The 17,489-nt window shown below is 67.1% G+C and carries 13 protein-coding genes; 5 read left to right on the top strand and 8 right to left on the bottom strand.

Going from position 1 to position 17,489, the window contains the following annotated elements; translation table 11 throughout:
* Positions 1–4: 4 nt before the first annotated feature.
* From ACFXNW_RS02280 to ACFXNW_RS02250, 7 genes are all read right to left on the bottom strand, one after another.
* Complete coding sequence (locus tag ACFXNW_RS02280; protein ID WP_379415273.1) at positions 5–937, bottom strand: decaprenyl-phosphate phosphoribosyltransferase; 933 nt, start codon at positions 935–937, stop codon at positions 5–7.
* A 26-nt stretch (positions 938–963) separates the two neighbouring features.
* Positions 964–1,581, bottom strand: a complete 618-nt coding sequence (locus tag ACFXNW_RS02275) for a phosphatase PAP2 family protein (protein WP_379415272.1) — start codon at positions 1,579–1,581, stop codon at positions 964–966.
* A gap of 5 nt (positions 1,582–1,586) precedes the next feature.
* Positions 1,587–3,524: a glycosyltransferase gene (locus ACFXNW_RS02270; RefSeq protein WP_379415271.1), complete on the bottom strand. Its 1,938-nt coding sequence runs from the start codon at positions 3,522–3,524 to the stop codon at positions 1,587–1,589.
* Between the two features lie 44 nt (positions 3,525–3,568).
* Positions 3,569–4,771, bottom strand: a complete 1,203-nt coding sequence (glf, locus tag ACFXNW_RS02265; protein ID WP_379415270.1) for a UDP-galactopyranose mutase — start codon at positions 4,769–4,771, stop codon at positions 3,569–3,571.
* 362 nt (positions 4,772–5,133) lie between these two features.
* Positions 5,134–5,778: a hypothetical protein gene (locus tag ACFXNW_RS02260; protein ID WP_379415269.1), complete on the bottom strand. Its 645-nt coding sequence runs from the start codon at positions 5,776–5,778 to the stop codon at positions 5,134–5,136.
* A 134-nt stretch (positions 5,779–5,912) separates the two neighbouring features.
* On the bottom strand, positions 5,913–6,686 hold the full coding sequence (locus tag ACFXNW_RS02255) for a MerR family transcriptional regulator (protein ID WP_379415268.1): 774 nt from the start codon (positions 6,684–6,686) through the stop codon (positions 5,913–5,915).
* Positions 6,687–6,768: 82 nt separating this feature from the next.
* A complete protein-coding gene (locus ACFXNW_RS02250) occupies positions 6,769–8,412 on the bottom strand; it encodes a SpoIID/LytB domain-containing protein (RefSeq protein ID WP_379415267.1) in 1,644 nt (547 codons plus the stop codon).
* A 217-nt stretch (positions 8,413–8,629) separates the two neighbouring features.
* Between ACFXNW_RS02250 and ACFXNW_RS02245 the strand changes: the two genes are divergently transcribed.
* Positions 8,630–10,870 (top strand): N-acetylmuramoyl-L-alanine amidase, encoded by a 2,241-nt coding sequence (locus ACFXNW_RS02245; RefSeq protein ID WP_379415266.1) that lies wholly within the window; start codon positions 8,630–8,632, stop codon positions 10,868–10,870.
* Between the two features lie 130 nt (positions 10,871–11,000).
* On the opposite strand, the gene ACFXNW_RS02240 is transcribed toward ACFXNW_RS02245, so the two are convergent.
* Positions 11,001–11,840: an HAD family hydrolase gene (locus tag ACFXNW_RS02240; protein WP_379415265.1), complete on the bottom strand. Its 840-nt coding sequence runs from the start codon at positions 11,838–11,840 to the stop codon at positions 11,001–11,003.
* Positions 11,841–12,011: 171 nt separating this feature from the next.
* On the opposite strand from ACFXNW_RS02240, the gene ACFXNW_RS02235 reads away from it, so the two are divergent.
* Genes ACFXNW_RS02235 through ACFXNW_RS02220 form a run of 4 tightly spaced genes read left to right on the top strand, consistent with a single transcriptional unit; the run spans position 12,012 to position 17,479 of the window.
* Positions 12,012–12,989 (top strand): ABC transporter permease, encoded by a 978-nt coding sequence (locus tag ACFXNW_RS02235; RefSeq protein ID WP_379415264.1) that lies wholly within the window; start codon positions 12,012–12,014, stop codon positions 12,987–12,989.
* Positions 12,986–13,909 (top strand): ABC transporter permease, encoded by a 924-nt coding sequence (locus ACFXNW_RS02230; protein WP_379415263.1) that lies wholly within the window; start codon positions 12,986–12,988, stop codon positions 13,907–13,909. Before ACFXNW_RS02235 ends, ACFXNW_RS02230 begins: the two co-directional genes overlap by 4 nt.
* The gene (locus ACFXNW_RS02225; RefSeq protein ID WP_379415262.1) at positions 13,906–15,792 is read left to right on the top strand and encodes a dipeptide ABC transporter ATP-binding protein; all 1,887 of its coding nucleotides are present in this window, start codon (positions 13,906–13,908) and stop codon (positions 15,790–15,792) included. The genes ACFXNW_RS02230 and ACFXNW_RS02225 overlap by 4 nt, the downstream gene beginning before the upstream one ends.
* Before the next feature lie 10 nt (positions 15,793–15,802).
* Positions 15,803–17,479 carry an ABC transporter family substrate-binding protein gene (locus tag ACFXNW_RS02220; protein WP_379415261.1) on the top strand — a complete coding sequence of 559 codons (1,677 nt, stop codon included), beginning with the start codon at positions 15,803–15,805 and terminating at the stop codon, positions 17,477–17,479.
* The last annotated feature ends 10 nt before the right edge of the window (positions 17,480–17,489 follow it).

Genomic DNA, 17,489 nt, shown 5'->3' with positions numbered 1-17,489 from the left:
CTCGTCAGGTGAGATAGACAGCGACACCTACCGCTCCGATCCAGGCGATTGCGAGGAACTGGAGGATCCGATCCCCCAGTGCGATCTCTTCGGGTTCGCCGGCCTCGCCGCCATCGACGTCGACCGCGTACCGCAGGATTGCGATGGTAAAGGGAATCATCGAGATGGCGTACCAATTCGTGTCATTGGCCTCGCCCTGCTCGAACGCCCAGAGTCCATAGAACACCACGACCGCGGTCGCGGCGAGAGTCCAGATGAAGCGCAGATAGGTGGGGGTGTAGTACTCGAGCGACTTGCGGATCTTGGCGCCGGTACCCAGCGCGATCTGCAGTTCGGCGTAGCGCTTACCCGCCGCCATGAACAGTGAGCCGAAAGCCATGATCAGCAGGAACCACTGCGACAGACCGATATCGGCCGCCGCGCCACCGGCGACGGCGCGCAGCAGGAAGCCCGAGGACACGATGCAGATGTCGAGCACGGCCTGGTGCTTGAGCCCGAAGCAGTAGGCGAGCTGGATGCCGATGTAGACCGCCATCACGACCGCGAGCTGCCACGACGCCAGCAGCGAGCCGAGGATCGAACCGGTCAGCAGCACGACCGCGAGCATGTAGGCCAGGTTCACCGGCACCACGCCTGCGGCGATCGGGCGGTAGCGCTTGGTCGGGTGGGCGCGGTCGGCCTCGACGTCCATCGAGTCGTTGACCAGATAGATACCGGAGGCCGCCATGCAGAACACGACGAAGGCGATCGCGACGTGCCCGAGGACCGAGGCATCGCTGAGTACGTCGGGGCCCGCGGCCAGCGGCGCGGCCAGCACCAGGACGTTCTTGACCCACTGACGCGGCCGAACGGCCTTGATCAGGCCCCCGCCCAGCGTCTTGGGCGGGCCCTTGACGACGGCTTCGGCCAGATCGGCACCGGTCGGCTCTTCACTCATCTCAACCAAGGCCTTTTCGTTCGTGGTCACTGTTTGCGGGCCCGTCGTCGCTCACGTCGCGACGCGAGTCGCTTCTCGGTCCCGAGCAGTGCGGCGGCGGAGGCCGCACCGAGCGCGGAACCGGCGAGCACGTCCGAGGGATAGTGCACCCCGAGGACCACCCGGGACAGCACCATCGGAGGGACGAGCACCGCAGGCAAGGGTAGCCCGGTCAATCTGCCGAGCAACACCGCAGCGGCCGCGGTGGAGGTCGCATGCGAGGACGGGAAGCTCAATTTGCTCGGTGTCGACACGTTGACCTGCACCGATGGATCGTTCGGGCGTGGACGGCGCACCACCCGCTTGATCACGATCGATGCTGCGTGCGCGCCGACCGCGCCGACCGCGACTCCGGCCCACTGCCTGCGCCGCGGCTTGTCGACGAGCCAACCCGCCGCGGCGATACCGACCCAGCCGAGCGCGTGCTCACCGAAGTGCGACATCCCGCGCGCCGCCGAGACCACGGCGGGGTTGGCGCCGATGGTGGCCTGCACAGCGTTGATGATCGCGACCTCGCGCGGCACCTCCACGTACTCGCCACTGCAGGCGCACTCGCCACCGCAGCCCTCGTCGACCAGCTCGACCTGGGGCAGGCTCGGGTTCATCGCGTTCACTTCTTCTCGGTTCCGTTCTGGCTGACGCCGAAGGTCTGCTCCCAGGCCGCCGCGCTGGTCAGCTCGGCATGCGCGGCCCGGTAACGCTGCTGCATCTCCGGGAAGCGGGCGGTGAGCTCTTTGCGCAGCCGCATCGCTTCCTTGAACAGGGCGGCGGCCTTGCGCGGATCACGCTTGCGGTAGACGACGCCGCGGCCGTCGGCGGTCGTCACGGTGACGCCGTCGACCTGGGAGAGCAGGAACCACCGCGCATCCAGCGTCGGCACGTTCAGCTGCGGGGTCTCATGGTTGACCGGATCGGCCTTGCGGAAGTTGTGCACCACGCCCTTGGCCAGGCGCGCCACCTTGGCGAGCGGATTGCCCGGCTCGCCGACCGCGCCGACGCTGTGGTGGCTCGGCAGCGGCAGTGCCGTCGACGATGGAAGCACCACGGCGTCCGGGTACTCCTTGCGCATCGCGTGGATCTTGCCGAGGGCACTCGGCAGCAGGTCGAACAGGCCTTCCGGCCCGGCGAGGAAGTCGCGGATCGCCTCGTTCTGGATGGCGACCGTGGAGTACTCGAGGCACAGCAGGTGCTTGAGGGTGGCCTTGACCGTGTTCACGATCATCGGCTTGCCGTCGCCCGGCAGATGCAGCGAGGCGACGACCAGGCGGTTGCGCAGGTGGAAGTAGGCCTGCCAGTCGATGGCGTCGTCCTTGTCGGACCAGGCCATATGCCATACCGCCGCGCCGGGCAGGGTGACGGTCGGGTAGCCGGCCACGCGGGCGCGCAGACCGTACTCGACGTCGTCCCACTTCAGGAACAACGGCAGCGGCTGGCCGATCTCCTCGGCGACCTGACGCGGGATGACGCAGGTCCACCAGCCGTTGAAGTCGACGTCGATACGCCGGTGCAGCAGCTTGGAATTGTCGCGGTCGCGCAGCGGGTACTTGGAGAAATCGTGGTCGTACTCGACATTCGGCGCCGCGGTCCACATGAAGATGCCGCGGTCGACGACCTCGCCCATGGTGTGCAGATGCGAGCGTTCCTGCAGGTTGAGCATCTGACCGCCGACCAGGATCGGCGATTTGGCGAACCGGGCGAAGGCCAGCGAGCGCAGGATCGAATCGGGTTCGATCTCGATGTCGTCGTCCATGTAGACGATGTACTGCGCGTCGGTGGTCTTCAGCGCCTCGTACATGACCCGGCTGTAGCCGCCGGAACCACCGAGATTGGGCTGGTCGTGGATGGCGAGCCGATCGCCGAGCACGGCCGCGGCCTCGGCGAAACCGGGTTCGTCGACGACCTTGCGATTGCCCTGATCGGGGATGATCACGGCCTTCATCTGATCGAGCACCAGCGGGTCGGAACCGAGCGCCTCGAGCGTCTTCACCGCGTCGGTCGGACGGTTGAAGGTCGGCATACCGACCGCGATGCTGCCGTCACCGGGCGCCTCGACCGGGGCGTACCAGCCGCCGGCCAGCAGGGTGACCGCGGTGTCGGTGGTGATGTCGAACCAGATCCAGCCGCCGTCCTCGAACGGGGCCAGCTCGGTCTCGAACTCCACGAACACCGAATCGGTGCCCGGCTCGACGGCGAACTCCCGGCCCTGCACGTGGATGCGGGAACCGTCGGCCTTGGAGCGGTAGACGTCGACGCGGCCGTGACCGGCCAGTTCCAGCCGCAGCACCACCGAGGCCAGGATGCTCCAGCGGCGCCAGTAGCTGGCGGGCAGCGCGTTGAAGTAGGTGCAGAACGACACCTCCGACTCCGCGCCGATCGACAGCGAGGTGCGGGTCGGCGCGTGCGCGCGACGGGCGTTGGTCGGCGATTCCTCCAGGTAGAGGGTCCGCACGTCCAGCGGTTCACCCGGCCGAGGCAGGATGATGCGCTGTAGCAACGCCTTCGCTCGGGTCTCGGTCGTCATCTCTTCCAGAATCGGTTGCGAGGTCATTCGTTCCCTGTGGTCGCGTGGCCGGAGGTGAGTGCGGTGCGCACCTACGCCTGCTCGCCGTCGACGAGTGGCGCGCCCGATTCCAGATGCGGCCTGAGCACATTGTCGAACATGCTCAGCGCGCTTCCGATGGCCATATGCATGTCCAGGTACTGGTAGGTACCCAGTCGGCCACCGAAAACGACCTTGGCCGTTGCGGTTTCGTTCTTGGCACGCTCACGGTAGGCCAGCAGCTTCGCGCGGTCCTCCGGCGTGTTGATCGGGTAGTACGGCTCGTCGCCGGTCTGCGCGAAACGGGAGAACTCGCGCATGATGACCGTCTTGTCCGTCGGGTAGTCGCGCTCGGGGTGGAAATGGCGCGGCTCGATGATGCGGGTGTAGGGGGCATCGGCGTCGTTGTAGTTCATCACCGATGTGCCCTGGAAGTCGCCGGTCTCGAGGACTTCGGTCTCGAAGTCGATCGTGCGCCAGCCCAGCTCGCCCTCGGCGTAGTCGAAGTAGCGGTCCAGCGGGCCGGTGTAGACGACGGGAGCGTCCGGGCTGGTGGCGCGGATCTCGTCACGCACGTCGAACCAGTCGGTGTCCAGGCGCACCTCGATGAGGTCGGAGGCGGCCATGTTCTCCAGCCACTTCGTGTACCCCTGCTTGGGCAGGCCCTCGTAGGTATCGTTGAAATAGCGGTTGTCGAAGGTGTACCGGACCGGGAGCCTGGTGATATTGCCCGCGGGCAGTTCCTTCGGGTCGGTCTGCCACTGCTTGGCGGTGTAGTCGCGCACGAACGCCTCGTAGAGCGGGCGGCCGATCAGCGAGATCGCCTTCTCCTCGAGGTTCTGCGCGTCCGCGGTCTCCACCTCGGCGGCCTGCTCGGCGATCATCGCCTTGGCCTCTTCGGGGGTGAAGTAGCGGCCGAAGAACTGCGAGATCAGGCCGAGTCCCATCGGGAACTGGTAGGCCTGGCCCTTGTGCAGCGCGAAGACGCGGTGCTGGTAGCCGGTGAACTCGGTGAACTGGGTGACGTAATCCCACACCTTCTTGTTCGAGGTGTGGAACAGGTGCGCGCCGTACTTGTGGATCTCGATACCGGTTTCCGGCTCGGGCTCCGAGTAGGCATTGCCGCCGAGGTGGTAGCGGCGATCCAGCACCAGCACCCGCTTGCCGAGCTGCGTGGCGGTGCGTTCGGCAACGGTCAGCCCGAAGAAGCCGGAGCCGACGACGATCAGGTCGAAGGGCGATGATGCGACGGTCACGGGAGCCCAGAGTATCGGACTTCGGCGTGAGGTCCCGGTCGAGTCACGGGCTGCGGGCGCAGCGGGCGTTCTGCCACTGGTTTCACGGATCGGGCAGCGGAATTTCGCTAGTCGTCGATCGGATCGGACGGTCCGCGAAACCGGCGGACGGTGTGACGCGCGGCTCAGCTGATCAGGGTCCCGTTGATGACCGTCAGGATCCGCCGCTTGCGTCAGGCGTAGGGGTACACGGATGCCGGCGTCGGCGGGTTGTCACAGGCGGGCCATCGGGACAGCTCGTCGCGGCCCTTCGACGGACGTGCTCGAGCCGCCTACTCAGGGCGGCTCGAGCAGGCTGTCCGATCAGGTGGCGATGGGTCCGCTCACTGGTAGGGGTACTGCCCGTACATCGGCGCGGCGACGGCCAGGGTGCGGGGGGCGCGGATCCAGCGACCGGTGGCGCCGAGGGAAGCCAGGATCAAGACGGCGGCTACCAGGGCGATGTCGACGAACATCTGCCCGACCATCGCGCCGATCAGACTGATCGCCCACGCCAGGTTCAGCAGGGCGAGCACGCTGGCGATGATGACCGTGACCCGGCCGAATTTGGTGCGGCACAACAGCAGCAGGCCGCCGAGCAGCATGAGGAAGGCGATGAACCCGGTCACCCACAGCGAGATGTCGGCGGCGTTCTGCGACAGATCGAGGTCGATGTCGATATCGCTGTGGGATCCGCTGCTGCTGCCGCCGCGGCGGCGAGCCCCACTCACCACCGGTGCGCCCAGTTGGTTGGTCAGCTGCACCGCTCGGAAGATGCCCCAGATGTAGAAAGCACCGCAGATCATCGCGAGAATGCCTGCCGTGATACCGGTTCCGCCGCTTGCCGATTGCTGAGGCTGCGGCGGGTAGCCGTAGCCCGGCGGCTGGCCGTATGCAGGTGGCGCGCCGTACCCGGGCGGTGGTGCGTACCCGTGCTGCGCGGGGTACCCGGGTTGACCCTGACCCGGATGACCATATGGATAGCTCATGGGAATTCCCCCCTCTCGATGTCGGCGGAACTCTACCGTGTGGCGCCGAAAGGCAGCCAGCGGAAGACGCCCGCACGCGGGAGGTTCCCCGTGCGGGCGTCGTCGAAACAACGATGCGTCGGCACCGTGCGCGGCTACCGGAGGTTGCGGTCCGCGTAGATCCGCATGGCGTCACGGATGAGCTCTGCGGTGCCCTCGCCGTGCACGTCGTAGTTCGCCGCGAATCGCGGGTCGGCGACGTACATCTCGCCGAGGCCGGCGAAATGGTCGGCGCCAGGGCGCTTGCCGTGCGAGCCGCCGGTCACCCAGTCGTAGTGGCGCTGGGTGATGGCCTGCACCTCATCGCTACTGGGGTCGAGACCGGCCGCACGTGCCCGACCGAAGTCGGCCGCGATATCGAGCTGGGCCTGCTGGAAGGCCTGCTTGTCGCCCGCGCTCAACGAACGCCACCACCGGTCACCGCTCTCGTAGGCGTCCTTGCCCCACCGCTCGATGACCTCGTCCTTGTATTGGGTGTGGTCGAACCCGTCGAAAACTTCTGCTGCCACGAGCTTTTCACCTCTTTCCATTTTCTGCAGCGTGGAGTTCACCGACTCGATCCGACGCCGGATCCGATCCTGTTCCTGCCGAAGCAGTTCCAGATGCGTGTGCAGTGCAGCGGTGGTGTCCTGTTGACCCGCGAGGACGTCGCCGATGACCGGTAGGCCGAGGCCGAGTTCTCGCAGCAGCAGGATGCGTTGCAACCGCACGAGGGAGTTCTGGTCGTAGTAGCGGTACCCGTTGGTCCCGATCCGGCTCGGCGGCAACAGCCCCAGCTCGCCGTAGTGGCGCAGCGTGCGGCTGGTGGTACCGGCCGCCTTGGCCAGATCCTGAATGGACCATTCACCGGTCCGGGTGCCCGTTCCCATGACCTGAACTCCTTCCCTGTCGAGGCGGTGCAACCAGCTTGCAAGTTGACGCTACGTCAAGGTCAAGAGTTGTTTCAGGGCCTCAGGCGACGCCCGGAGCCTTGGGAACACCGAAGACGTCGGCTTCGGTCGGCAGCTCCGACCAGACCGCCGCGCCCGGGGGCTGGATCTCGGGCGTCCCGGCAGTCGGGGCGCCCTGTGCATCCGGAGCGCCGCTGGGCGGGGCGGCTTCGGCCGGTGCCGGGGCGGCCGGATCGCCAGGAGCGACGGCGGCGGGAGTTCCGGGTGCGGACGGTGCCGGATCGCCCGGCGCCGGTGTTCCGGGCGCTGCCGGATCACCAGGTGCTGCCGGAGTTCCTGGCGCCCCCTGGCTTTCGGCCGACGTGCCGGGCCCGGTCGCCGCACCGTCGGGCGACACGCTCACGTTCGGTGTGCCGGACGCCCCGGATTCCGCACTACCCGGCGCGGAGGTGGTCAGGTCGGGGACCAATTCGAGCAGGGTCGTGAAGTCGACGACCTGGGCGCCGAGTGTGGGCGTATAGATGATGACGCCGTTGCTGTAGAGCCGGTAGATGCCCGCGTTCTCCGGCAGGATCATTTCCGGTCCGATGGGTTCGCCCACCGAACTCGCCGCACCGCCGAGCCGTGCGTATTCGATGTCGATCGGGGATTCGGTGTCGGAGGTCCGTGTGCGCGGCGCCGGTCCTGGAGGTGGCGAACCGACGCTCAACTCCGCGGGTGTCGGCCCGACCTCGAAGGTTTGGATATCGGCCGGCTGCCCACCGTCGGGCGCGGAGGAGTACTCCGAGCGCAGGATGTGCCCGTCACGCAACAGCACCATGCCCGCGGTCGAGGCCACGGCGTCCGCGGTGCGCGGATCCTCCTTGGCGGTACCGGGATAGACCTGGCAGTCGGTGGTATCGCAGGTCTGCGCGTAGGGATAGCGCGTCTCGGCCAGCGCATACGAGCGGGCCGCGATGGCCTGGGCGCGCAGGGCTTCGACGGCGCCCTTGTCCGCCCAGTTGGCCTGCACCTCGGCCGGGATGACGCCGAGCAGATAGTCCTCGACATCGACCCGGTTCACCGTGCGCGCCGCGCCGTCCTCGGTGGCCACACCGAGCGAACCGCGATAGGCACCGCCGCCGCACAGAGTCAGATGTTCGGCGGCGGGCCGCCCCGGCGACGGATCCACCGGATAGACCCAGGGATCCGCGGTCGAGGTCTGCCACAGCACTTCACCGTCGCAACCGGTCGTGACCACGACATTCGCGCTGCCGTCGGGCAGTGCGGTGAGGTGGGCGACTTCGCCGGGCCCGATGATCCGGCCCGCCACTCGTGCACCGGCGTCGGAGTAGGTGTCCAGGGTCGAGTCGTCCTGCGCCATCAGCCGGACGGCGAGGGTGGTCGGGCCGACCGCGCCGAGCACCGCGCCCGGGTAGTAGTGGCCGAGGATCCGTTCGGCTGTCCAGCCGTCTTGCGCGCTCTGCAGGGCGCCGTGCTGGCTCATCCCGCGGCCGTGGCCCGGTCCGGCAAGTGGTCTATACACGTCGCCGCCGGTCCACAGCAGCAACGGTCCGGCGGCGAGCAGGGCGGTCGCGCCGACGACGAGGATCGAACTCCGCTTGCCTCGGCGCCGTCGCATCGACTGCGGTAAATGCGGCGCTGCCAGCACATTCTTCGCGCGTAGCGCGAAATTCGCGCGGGCGCTGTCGTTTCGTTGCGGCATCCGTTCACTCCCCTTGGTTTTCAGGGACCGGACAGGGTTCGGCGCCTGTCGGCATGTCGTTTAGACCGGCCACGATCCGAGAGCTACATTCGAGCACACATAATCCTCAACCAGAGGTTTAGATATGTGAAAGTTGTGACTAGTGTGATCCTTGGGACATCTGGACGCAAGCATCGACTGCACACGGATCACTAGTTCGACCCGATTGGAGAAGCTCGTGCCGTACCGCAAACCGAAACGCTCCTACGTGCTCCCGGTTGTCACCACGCTTGCGGTAGCGGCCCCGCTGGCCACCCTCCTGCCGAGCGACTCCGACTACCGCACCGCCAATGAGGCCCAGCTCGCCGCCGTCCCCGCGCAATTGGCCGAGGTCGTGCTGAACTCCGCGCCCGATATCGTGCTGCCGCTGCGCGAATTGACCGGCCTCGACCTGCCCGACCTGCGCCTTTCGGATCTGCGCAAGATTCCGCTTCCTGCCTCGGTGCCGGTGCCGCAGGGCCTTCCGTTACCGCCTGGCATTCAATTACCCAGCGAAATTCCCCTACCCCAATTCGACTCGAGCCAGCCGTCCGCGCCACAACTGGAAACCGTTCCCGGGCGGATCCCGACCGGCGCGCAATTCATCGCCGATCCCGCCGTCGGCGCGGATCCGAACACCCCGGCCCTCGCCCCCGGCGCGGTACCGCCGGAACTCATGTCCGAGGTCGGCGCACAGGTAAAAGAACTTTCCCGCGACACGCCGTTCAGCGTCGTCGCCCTCACTGCCGACGACTTGCTCGATACCAAGGCCATGGTCCGGGCCAAACAGCCCGACGGCACCTGGGGACCCTGGTACGAGACCGAGCCGATCGACACCGGCGCCGCCGACAATGCCGCGCCGACCGGTACCGAGGGTACTGAGCCGATATACGTCGGCAACACAACCGCCGTGCAGGTTCTGGTGACTCGCAAGCCCGCCGCCGCCCCTGCCGCCCAGCCCGCACCGCAGGACCACGGTGCGCCGATCCAGCCGACGCCCGCCGCCGCACCCGTCGACCAGCCGCAGCCCGAACTGAAAGCGGTGCTGATCGATCCCGGCCGCGGCGCCATCGACGGTGCGCTCAACGACGTCGCGGCGGCGCTGCCCGGTGGCGGACCGACGGTGATCACCCGCAGCCAGTGGGGCGCCGACGAATCCATTCGCTGCGACTCCCCTACCTACGACGACGGTTTGGGCGGTGTCACGGTGCACCACACCGCGGGCCGCAACGACTACAGCAAGGCCGAATCGGCAGGCATCGTCCGCGCGATCTACACCTATCACGCCCAGACTCTCGGCTGGTGCGATATCGGCTACCACGCGCTGGTGGACAAATACGGCCAGATCTTCGAGGGCCGCTTCGGCGGACTCGACAAGACGGTGCAGGGCGCGCATGCGGGCGGGTTCAACGAGAACACCTCCGGTGTCGCGCTGATGGGCAACTACGAATCCGAGACGCCGTCCACCGCGGCGATCAACTCGGTCGGGCGGTTCGTCGGCTGGCGCACGAAGGTCGCCGGGCTCGACCCCAAGGGTTACACCACCATGTACTCCGAGGGCACCGAGTTCACCCCGTACGCGCAGGGTGAAGAGGTGCGGCTGCCGATCGTGTTCGCCCACCGCGACGTCGGCAACACCAGCTGCCCCGGTGACGCCGCCTATGCGTTGATGGACCGGATCCGCGATATCGCCGCGGGCGCGCCTGGCTCCTCCGGCGGCACCCCGCCGTCACGGCAGGTGCAGTCCGATGTGGCCGCGCTGGCCAACCTGACCGCCAAGCTGCTGACGATGGTCAACGACAACATCATCGCCAAATACTGGGCCTCGAAGGGCGGACCGCAGGGCCCGCTGGGTCAGGCCGCCTCCGAACCGCTGCCTACCGCGCACGGCGGGCAGTACGCCGAGTTCGTCAACGGGTACGTGTACTCCACCCCCGAGGGTGCGGCGATCGAGGTGGTCGGCAAGATCCTCGACCGTTTCCTCGAACTCGGCGCCGACGCGGGCGTACTCGGCATGCCGCTCGGCAATTCCTACGCCGTCCCCGACGGCCTGCGCGAGGATTTCCAGTACGGCTCCCTGATCCTCAACCAGGTCACCGGAATCGTCACCACCGTCTGGAAGACCTACAACGACACCTACCAACAGGAAATGAACCGGCCCGACCCGGTCGCGGCGACCGATCCCGCGGCACCGGTTCCGCCGGCCGCCGTACCCGCTCCGGCAGAGGGGCAGGCGCCGGCTCCCGCCCCCGCCGACGCACAGGCACCGGTCCCGGGGCCCGCACCCGAGGCAGCGCCCGCGCCCGCTCCGGAAGCTCCAGTTCCGGCGCCGGAACCAGCTCAGGCACCTGCGCCGGAAGCACCGGCCCCAGCCCCGGTCGTCGCACCCGAACCCGCTCCGGTTCCGCCGGCAGCACCTGCTCCGGCCCCGGTCGGCTGACGAACCGCCCACTACCGAGGCGCTGACCGCCTCGGTGACCACCGCCCATCGACCCCGGAGCCCGCACGGCCCGACTGCTCGAGCAGATCGGACCGGTCCGGCTCCGGGGTTCGGTCGTTTCAGGCGAGACTCACACCCACCACCGTTCGAGAACCCGCGCCACGCCGTCCTCGGCGTTGGTCGTGGTCACCTCGTTGGCCGCGGCGAGGGCATCGGGGTGCGCATTGGCCATGGCGACGCCGCGGCCTGCAAGGGTGAGCATCGGGATGTCGTTGGGCATATCGCCGAACGCGATCGCGGCGGCCGGGTCGACGCCGAGGCGTTCGGCGACCAGGACCAGCCCGGACGCTTTGGTGACGCCGGGCGCGGACAATTCGACCAGGCCGTGATCGGTGGAATAGGTGATATCGGCGCGGTCGCCGACCAGCGGTGCCAGCGCCCGGAGCATCTCGCCGCTGCGGGCGCCGGGTAGCCGGATCAGCATCTTGATGGCCGGTGCGTCGATCACCTCGTGCCGTGCGACGGCGGTGTCGTCGGGGTTGAGCCAGGCGTGCTCGTATTCGGGCGAGCTGACGAATTGCGGAGTCACCGCGTCGTGCGCGCTGGCGCCGACCCGCTCGGCGGCCAGTCCGCAGCCCGGCAGCACTTCTTCGGCGAGGTCGGCGATCCAGGCCAGGGTGTCGATGTCGAGGGTGCGACTGTTCAGCACCCGGTCGGCGGCGCTGTCGTAGATGACCGCACCGTTGCCGCACACGCACAGCGGCGCGAAACCGAGGCCGTCCACCACCGGACCGATCCAGCGCGGCGGCCGCCCGGTCGCCAGCACGAACGGCACACCGTCGGCGACCAGCGCGCCGACAGCGGCTTTGGTGCGTGCGGTCACCCGCTCCTCGGGGTCGATGAGGGTGCCGTCCACATCGGAGGCGACGAGTTCCGGCTTCGGCAGATGCAAACGGGTCACCCATTCCATTGTGCTGTCTTTCCTCCTCGAGCGCCTCGCGCCCTGCCTCTCACACCGACAGGTTGCCGGCTCCGCGCATTCGACATTGCCGGAAGATGAACACGCTGGTAGCCCGTCGGGCGCGCGCGGCGGCCGGTGGCTCCCTATGATCGGGGGCTACACCAGGACTCGAGGGGACCGATGACCGGCTTTTTGCTACGACGTGCGCTCAACTATGTCGTGCTGTTGCTGCTGGCCTCATTTCTCACGTTCAGCCTCGCGTCACTGACTTTTCGCCCGCTGGACAGCCTGGAACAGCGCAATCCACGACCGCCGCAATCGGTGATCGACGCCAAAGCCGCCGAACTGCATCTGGACGAGCCGATCCCGCAGCGCTATCTCACCTGGATCAAAGGCATCCCGCAAGGAGATTTCGGCACCACCCTCGCCGGGCAGCCGGTGAGCGAAGAGTTGCCGCGCCGGGTCGCGGTATCGCTGCGCTTGCTCATCGCCGGTTCGATCATCGGCACCGTGCTCGGTGTGCTGATCGGCGCCGCCGGGGCGATACGCCAGTACAAATTCAGCGACTACTTCACAACGATCGTGTCGCTGCTGATTCTGTCGACGCCGGTGTTCCTGCTCGCGACATTGCTGAAATACGGTGCGCTGGAGATCAATTCGATGACCGGCCAGCAGATCTTCCTCTATACGGGGGAAACCTCGGCCAGCACCATCGAAGGCTTCGGCCCGCAGCTGCTGGACCGACTCCAGCATCTGGTGCTCCCCACGCTGACGCTCGCCCTCGGCGGTATGGCCGGTTACAGCCGTTACCAGCGCAACGCCATGCTCGACGTGTTGCAGAGCGATTTCATCCGCACCGCCCGCGCCAAGGGCTTGACCCGCAGCAAGGCCCTCTACAAACACGGCCTGCGCACCGCGCTCATCCCGATGGCCACGCTGTTCGCCTACAGCCTCGGCGGCCTGATCACCGGCGCCACCTTCACCGAGAAGATCTTCGGCTGGCATGGCGTCGGCGAATGGCTGGTCGATTCGATCAATGCCCAGGACCTGTATGTCGTGGTCACGGTGACCGCGTTCGCGGGCCTGGTGGTGCTGGTGTCGGGGTTGTTGTCCGACATCGTGTACGCGATTCTCGATCCCAGGGTGCGTGTGAGTTGACCGAAGCCGAGATCATCGTCCAGGGCGCCCCCGAGGTCGCCGCCACCGGACGACGAAAACTGGTATGGCGCCGTTTCCTGCGCAACAAGCCCGCCGTCGGCGGAGCGATCACACTGGTGGTGCTGTTCATCGTCAGTTTCGCGCTGCCGCCGTTCCTGCCGTACGACTACCAGCAGCTCGACTACACCGCGCTGCTGAAACCGCCGAGCCCGGAGCATCCGTTCGGCACCACCCAGATCGGCCAGGACGTGCTCGCCCAAACGCTGCGCGGACTTCAGAAATCGCTGATCATCGGTTTCTGCGTGGCCATCATCTCCACCACCCTCGCCGCGCTGGCCGGTGCCATCGCCGGACTGCTCGGCGGCTGGACCGATAAGGCCATCATGTGGCTGGTCGACCTGCTGCTGGTGGTGCCGAGCTTCATCATCATCGCCTTGTTCGCCCCGCGCACCAAGGGCAGCGGCTCGATCGCGCTGCTGATCCTGCTGCTCGCCCTGTTCGGCTGGATGATCAGCGCGCGGATCGTGCGCGGGCTGACGCTGAGCCTGCGCGAACGCGAATTCGTCCGGGCCGCACGCTATATGGGTGCGCCGACCAGGACGGTGATCCTCAGCCACATCGTGCCGAACATCGCCTCGATCCTGATCATCGACACCACGCTCACCGTCGGCGCCGCGATCATGGCCGAGACCGGGCTGAGCTTCCTCGGCTTCGGTGTGCAGCCGCCGGATGTCTCGCTCGGCTCACTGATCGCCTCGGGGACCAAGTCGGCGCTGACCTACCCGTGGTTGTTCCTGTTCGCCGGCGGTCTGCTGATCATCACGGTGCTGTGCGCGAATCTGGTGGGTGACGGGCTGCGCGACGCGTTCGATCCGAGCGCCAAGCGGGCCCGGTCGCGGAAGGCGAAGGCAAAACCATGACCGATACCGCCGGGACGACGGTCGAGCAGACCCCGCCGGAGAAGAACTCGACCGCACCCCTGCTGGAGGTCACCGACCTTCGGGTGTCCTTCCCCAGTGAGGAAGGCCGCGTCGACGCGGTGCGTGGGGTGAGCTATACCGTCTCCGACAAAGAGGTCCTCGCGATCGTCGGCGAGTCCGGATCCGGTAAATCGGTGTCCTCGCTCGCGGTGATGGGGCTGCTGCCGGAACAGGCCAGGATCAACGGTTCGATCCGGTTGCGCGGCCGGGAGCTGCTCGGACTCGGTGACAAGCAACTGTCCCGGCTGCGCGGCAGCTCGATCAGCATGGTGTTCCAGGACCCGCTCTCGGCTCTGACGCCGGTGTACCGAGTCGGCGATCAGATCGCCGAAGCACTGCTGGCGCACGGGGCGATGAGCAAGGCCGGCGCCGCGAAACGGGCCGTCGAACTGCTGGAACTGGTGGGTATCCCGGATCCGGAACTGCGCGCGAAGGCGTTCCCGCACGAGTTCTCCGGCGGTATGCGCCAGCGCGTCGTCATCGCGATGGCCATCGCCAACGATCCGGCGCTGATCATCTGCGACGAGCCGACCACCGCGCTCGACGTCACCGTGCAGAAGCAGATCCTGAACCTGCTGCGCAAGGCACGCGACATCACCGGCGCCGGCGTCATCATGATCACCCACGACATGGGTATCGCCGCCACCCTGGCCGACCGGGTCGCGGTCATGTACGCGGGCAAAATCGTCGAAACCTCCTCCACCACAGAACTGTTCACCTCTCCGCGCATGCCGTACACGGTGGGACTGCTCGGCTCGATCCCGCGGATGGACGGCCCCGCCCGCACCCCGCTGATCCCCATCGTCGGCGCACCGCCCGCTATGCACGCGTTGCCGCCGGGCTGTTCGTTCGCACCGCGCTGCCCCATCGCCGTCGAGGACTGCCGCGCCGCCGAACCACCGCTGGAACGCACCGGCCCAGGACATTCCGCCGCCTGCATCCGCACCGCGGAGGTGGGTTCGGCCGAGCTGTTCGAGGCCTATCGCAGCGAGATCACCGAACCGGAGGCCGTCACCGAACCCGACACCGAGGTGGTGCTCCGGGTGAACGAACTGGTCAAGACGTTCCCCATCACCTCGGGCGTCGTGTTTCGCCGCCGCAAGGGCGAAGTCCGCGCGGTCGACGGCATCAGCTTCGAGGTCCGCAAGGGCCGCACCCTTGCGCTGGTCGGCGAATCGGGGTCCGGCAAATCCACCACCCTCACCCAGATCCTGGATCTGGTGCGCCCGGAATCGGGCAGCATCGAGATCATGGGCAGCGATGTCGCGACCCTGACCAAGGCGCGCAGGCGCGAAATCCGCCGCAGGATGCAGATCGTCTTCCAGGATCCGACCGCCTCCCTCGACCCGCGCCTGCCCATCCACGACGCGATCGCCGAACCCTTGCGCATCGACGGCCGCCCCCGCGCCGAAATCGCGCGCCGGGTACCGGAACTGCTCACTCTGGTCGGGCTGCGCCCCGAACACGCCGACCGCTACCCCGCGGACTTCTCCGGCGGCCAGAAACAACGCATCAGCGTCGCCCGCGCGCTCGCCCTCGACCCGGAGCTACTCGTCCTCGACGAGCCGGTCTCCTCCCTCGACGTCTCCATCCAGGCCGGCGTCCTCAACCTGCTGCGCGACCTGCAGACCGAACGCGGCCTGTCCTACCTTTTCGTCTCCCACGACCTGTCGGTGGTCCGCAACCTGGCCCACGACATCGCGGTCATGTATCGCGGCAAGATCGTCGAATCCGGACCGGCGGAACAGATCTTCGGCAACCCTGAACACGAGTACACCCGGTCACTGATCGACGCGGTACCTGAGCCCGTCGTGAGCCGATAGGAGGTTTGCCGTGCGGATTCGCTCGCTCGGTTCACGTGTGGCCATCGCGGTCGTCGCGACCGGTCTGGTCCTGTCCGGATGCTCGAGTTCGGACGATCCGGCGCCCGGCGCCGAGGTCGCCGAGCTCGGCACCTCCAATGACATCAATCCGCGCGATGTCTCCGAGCTGCGCGACGGCGGGAATCTGCGGCTGGCCTTGAGTTCGTTCCCGGAGCAGTGGAACACGCTGCACATCGACTCCGACGGCGAGGTCGGCGCAGTCGAACGTCCGCTGATGCCGCGCGCGTTCCACACCAGCGCATCGGGTGAGCTGTCGGTGAATACCGACTACTTCACCAGCGTCGAACTCACCGGCACCGACCCGCAACGCGTCGTGTACACCATCAATCCAGAGGCCGTCTGGTCCGACGGGACGCCGATCACCTGGGAGGACATGCGCTCCCAGGCCGCGGCTCTGAGCGGTGAGAACCCCGAGTACCTGATCAAGATGACCTTCGGTTTCGACCGGGTCGAGAAGGTCGAACGCGGGGTCGACGACCGGCAGGCGATCATCACCTTCAAGGAGCATTACGCCGACTGGCAGGGCCAGTTCGCCGGTGAAGCCTTCCTGTACCCGTCCTCGGTGACCAGCACGCCCGAGGCATTCAACAAGAGTCAGCTCGACGCCCTCGGCCTCTCGGCGGGCCCGTTCATCATCCAGTCCGTGGACAAGGCGCAGGGCCGTTTCGTGCTCGGCCGCAATCCGACATGGTGGGGCGACACCCCCAAGCTCGAAACCATCACCTTCACCGTGCTGGCGAACGAAGCGGTGATCCCTGCATTGCAGAATAATGAGATCGACGCGGTGGGCATCGCCGGCATCGACGATATGCGCACCGCCCAGAACACTCCCGGCGTGGAAATCCGCCGGGCGCCGGGCAACAGCTGGTCACACCTGACCTTCAACGGCGCACCTGGCTCGATTCTGGAAGATCCGAGGGTACGGGTGGCGATATCGAAGGCCATCGACCGCAAGGGTATTGCCGTCGCCATGCAGAACGGTCTTGTCGCGAACCCCGAACCGCTCAACAGCCACGTGTACGTCCAGGGGCAGGTCGGCTATCACGACAACAGCCTGCCTTTCGATCCGGAAGCGGCCGCACGCGAACTCGACGAACTCGGGTGGAAGCTCAACGGTGAGTTCCGGGAGAAGGACGGCCGCAGGCTCGTCATCCGCGATGTCATGTACAACGCACAGAGCTGGGTGCAGATCGCGCAGATCATCCAGCAGAATCTCGCGCAGATCGGCGTCGAGCTCATCATCGACACCCGGCCCGGCCAGGGCCTGTTCACCGACGTCTTCCAGCCCGGCGATTTCGATGCGGGCCAATGGGTGTGGTCGAGCGATGTGTTCGCGCTGAAGAATCTCCCGCAGGTCTACCGGTACGACCCCAATGATCTGCAGGGCAATTACGGTCGCATCGGTTCGCCGGAAATCAACGACCTCATCGATAAGGCCCTTGCCGAACTCGATCCGAAGAAGGCGATCGATATCGCCAACGAGATCGATCGCAAACTGTTCGAGATCGGTTTCTCACTGCCGCTGGTGCAGTCGGCGGGTAACGTCGCGGTCCGCGCGGACCTCGCCAATTACGGAGCGCCAGGGCTCGCGTCCTATGACTACACGAAGGTCGGGTTCGTGAAATGAGCACTGCGCC

This window comes from Nocardia sp. NPDC059180 (assembly GCF_042754945.1).
Lineage (GTDB): Bacteria > Actinomycetota > Actinomycetes > Mycobacteriales > Mycobacteriaceae > Nocardia.
This window is presented reverse-complemented; position numbering and strand designations above follow the sequence as displayed.

Coding starts and splice junctions, on each gene's coding strand:
- ACFXNW_RS02280 (WP_379415273.1), bottom strand. CDS start 937: ATGAGTGAAGAGCCGACCGGTGCCGATCTGGCCGAAGCCGTCGTCAAG.
- ACFXNW_RS02275 (WP_379415272.1), bottom strand. CDS start 1,581: ATGAACCCGAGCCTGCCCCAGGTCGAGCTGGTCGACGAGGGCTGCGGT.
- ACFXNW_RS02270 (WP_379415271.1), bottom strand. CDS start 3,524: ATGACCTCGCAACCGATTCTGGAAGAGATGACGACCGAGACCCGAGCG.
- ACFXNW_RS02260 (WP_379415269.1), bottom strand. CDS start 5,778: ATGAGCTATCCATATGGTCATCCGGGTCAGGGTCAACCCGGGTACCCC.
- ACFXNW_RS02255 (WP_379415268.1), bottom strand. CDS start 6,686: ATGGGAACGGGCACCCGGACCGGTGAATGGTCCATTCAGGATCTGGCC.
- ACFXNW_RS02250 (WP_379415267.1), bottom strand. CDS start 8,412: ATGCCGCAACGAAACGACAGCGCCCGCGCGAATTTCGCGCTACGCGCG.
- ACFXNW_RS02240 (WP_379415265.1), bottom strand. CDS start 11,840: ATGGAATGGGTGACCCGTTTGCATCTGCCGAAGCCGGAACTCGTCGCC.
- ACFXNW_RS02235 (WP_379415264.1), top strand. CDS start 12,012: ATGACCGGCTTTTTGCTACGACGTGCGCTCAACTATGTCGTGCTGTTG.
- ACFXNW_RS02225 (WP_379415262.1), top strand. CDS start 13,906: ATGACCGATACCGCCGGGACGACGGTCGAGCAGACCCCGCCGGAGAAG.